The sequence below is a fragment of the Trichloromonas sp. genome, from assembly GCF_041583255.1.
Taxonomy (GTDB): domain Bacteria; phylum Desulfobacterota; class Desulfuromonadia; order Desulfuromonadales; family Trichloromonadaceae; genus Trichloromonas.
Genome location: NZ_JBFHGD010000291.1, coordinates 1 through 3,328, shown reverse-complemented (window position 1 = coordinate 3,328; position 3,328 = coordinate 1). Strand labels below are relative to the sequence as shown.

At 58.2% G+C, this 3,328-nt stretch carries 3 protein-coding genes; all 3 read right to left on the bottom strand.

The genetic code is table 11. The annotated features are described in order from the left end of the window. Nucleotides 1–1,479: valine--tRNA ligase (locus ABYV89_RS15795; RefSeq protein ID WP_432823896.1), on the bottom strand; the 1,479-nt coding region annotated here is incomplete at its 3' end. Between the two features lie 152 nt (nt 1,480–1,631). Then, a complete protein-coding gene (locus ABYV89_RS15790; protein WP_432823895.1) occupies nt 1,632–3,101 on the bottom strand; it encodes a response regulator in 1,470 nt (489 codons plus the stop codon). Nucleotides 3,102–3,110: 9 nt separating this feature from the next. Beyond that, the coding region (locus tag ABYV89_RS15785) for a hypothetical protein (RefSeq protein WP_432823894.1) at nt 3,111–3,328 on the bottom strand (218 nt) is incomplete at its 5' end.

Genomic DNA, 3,328 nt, shown 5'->3' with positions numbered 1-3,328 from the left:
GACCCAGAAGAAGAGGATGTCAAAGCCGGTGACCAGGCAGGAGGTCGGGTAGAATTTCTTCAGAGTCTCGGTCTTCTCCGGCCAGCCCATCGTCGAAAAGGGCCAGAGGGCCGAGGAAAACCAGGTGTCGAGCACATCGGTTTCCTGGCGCAGGGTGTCGCTGCCGCAATGGGCACAGACGCTGGCATCCTCGCGGGAGACGGTAATCTGGTCACAGGCGTCGCAATACCAGGCGGGGATGCGGTGCCCCCACCAGATCTGCCGGCTGATGCACCAGTCCTTGATGTTGTACATCCACTCGAAGTAAGTCTTTTCCCACTGCTCGGGGACGATGCGGGTACGCCCGTCCTTGACCGCCTCGATGGCTTTTTCGGCCAGAGGTCCGACGTTGACGTACCACTGCTTGCTCATGTACGGCTCGATGACCGTCCTGCAGCGATAACACTCACCGACCGCGTTGCCGTGCTCTTCGATCTTCTCCAGCAGTCCTTTCGCCTCAAGATCGGCCACCACCTGCTTGCGGGCGGCGTAGCGCTCCATGCCGTTGTAAGCGCCGCCGTTTTCGTTGACGTTGCCCGACTCGTCGAAGATATTGATGAACTCGAGGTTATGCCGCTTGCCGACCTCGAAGTCGTTGAAATCGTGCGCCGGGGTTATCTTAACGGCACCGCTGCCGAATTCCTTGTCGACATAGTCATCGGCGACAATCGGGATTTCCCGGTTCACCAGAGGCAGCAGGACAGTCTTGCCGATCAGGCCGCTGTAGCGCTCGTCTTCAGGGTTGACCGCCACAGCAGAATCGCCGAGCATCGTTTCCGGACGGGTGGTGGCCACCACCAGGCAGAGGTCGGTTCCCTTAACCGGGTAGCGCAGGTGCCAGAGGTTCCCCTTCTTGTCTTCGTGCTCCACTTCGAGGTCAGACAGGGCGGTGTGACAGCGCGGGCACCAGTTGATCAAGCGATTGTCCCGATAGATCAATCCGTCCTCGTAAAGGCTGACGAATACCTCGCGCACAGCGCTGGACAACCCCTCGTCCATGGTGAACCGCTCACGCTCCCAGTCGCAGGAAGCCCCGAGACGCTTGAGCTGGTTGATGATCTGCCCACCCGACTCGGTGCGCCACTGCCAGACCCGTTCGACAAAAGCGTCTCGCCCCAGGTCGTGACGGTCCTGACCGTCGGCGGCCAATTGCTTTTCAACCACGTTCTGAGTGGCGATCCCGGCGTGGTCGGTCCCCGGCATCCACAGGACTTCGCTGCCGCACATGCGCTTCCAGCGCACCAGGATATCCTGAACAGTGTTGTTCAACGCATGCCCCATGTGCAGCACGCCGGTCACATTCGGCGGCGGTATGACAATGGAATAATGAGGTTTGGGTGAATTCTCGTCGGCATGAAAGCACCCCTGGCCTTCCCAGGCCTGGTACCATTTCTTTTCGACGTCCTGCGGCTCGTATCCCTTGGCCAGTTTCGGTTCCATGGACGGCACGTCCTTCCTGCGTATAAATATTATTTCCGCCGGCCCGCAGCGGACATTGTGAATTTCAGCAAAAAGAAATGGGGATTTTAACAATCCCCATTTCATCCGTCAATAGGCGACAACCGACGTTGCCGCGCTTTTTAAGCTATGCGCTACCTGACGGTTTCCTTGATCTGCCGAATCTCTTCCTTGATCAGGGTTTCGGCCAGATCGGGCACGACCTCCCAGGCAATCTTTTCGAGGATGGTTCCGGCCAGACGTTCAATCACCGCCCCGGCAACCTTCTCGACAATCGCTTCAAGATCCTCGTCACTGAGCGCCTGAACCCTGGACTCAACGGCGCCTGCCGAGGCGGCGACCATGGGCAATTCGGGCTCGGCAAATACCGGCTCGGGCTCGGGGACTACCGGCTCAGCCTCAAACGGCGCAGCGATATCGCCAAAAAGATCTTCATCCGTAAGGGAAGATTCCTCCAGAACTGTCTCCTCTTCGTCTTCGACGAAGAGGAAATCGTCATCCATCCCGGCGGCAACAGGTTCGGCAGCGAGTTCTTCCTCTGCCAGGATTTCCGCTTCGTCCAGAAGCAGAATATCCTCATCGCCAAGCTCCATCAATTCTTCTTCAACCGATTCGACAGCCTTCGGCACTTCCACGAGGGGCTCTTCCTCGAACGCAGACAGCTCATCTTCGACCGAAATGTCTGCTGCAGCAACGCCTTCAACCGCCGACTCCTCTTCGAAAACAAAAAGGTCGTCACTTACTGGCTCAACCGCAGGGGGCGCTTCAATTTCAAGCTCAACGGCAGCCTCCGGTTCGACGGCAAAATCGAAAGAATCTTCTTCGATGGCTGGCGGTGATGGCTCCGAAACCATCTCTTCTTGAGGTGCCCAGATATCTTCCAACTCAGACCCCATAACCGCTGCAGGTTCGGCGGCAAGGTCTTCGTCCTCAAACGACACGTCACCCCAGATATCATCCGCCGTTGTTTCGGCAGATGGGGCCTCTTCTTCGGGACCAAAAATATCCCCAAAATCTGCAGACCCGGGCACCTCCTCCGGGGCTTCGGCGACCGGGGACGCGGCTACCGCCGGCGCAACTTCGTCAAAATCTTCCCAGAGGTCGGCTTCAGGCGCAACATCCGGTGCCGGTTCAGCAGTCCCGTGGAGCTCAACCTCTTCGATCTCTGGCGCAACCTCTTCGATCTCCGGCTCAACCATGGCCGGCGGCTCGACCGGGGTAGCAAGGGCCGCAGGCGCGCGGTCAAGAAGCTCCCGCACCCGGCTGATCAGGGTCTGCGACTCGAAGGGCTTGGCAATCCAGCCGTCGGCACCGGCGCTGTTGGCCTTGCCTTCATCAAAAGGCTCGAAAGTTCCCGTCAGCAGCAGCACCGGAACGCCGGCCAGGGCCGGATCAGACTTCACTGCCGCACAGAGTTCGTAGCCGTTTTTACCCGGCATGAAAACGTCGGCAAGAATCAGGTCGGGCCGCTCGGCGCGCGCCTTTTCAAGGGCGGCATCACCGTTGTCGACCACAGAAAGATCAAAATCTTCGTTAACAAAGGTAATCCCGATGACTTTCTGAATCGTGATACTGTCGTCGGCGAGTAACAGTTTCCTGCTCATTCAAACCTCCTAGTTCCCCTGCGGGGGAGGATGGCGAAAATCCCAGAGAGATAATTCTGCAACGATACACCCGATATCCAAAAGGGGATAGCGAACCTGTTCATAGACAAAGGCACGGCCGGGGTCATTATCGCCACCAGCGGTGTCTTTCCCATCCTCAAACCGACCCTTTTGCCGATCGACAATGTGCAGAATTCTGTCCGCCGGAAAGCCCACCCCCCCGAACT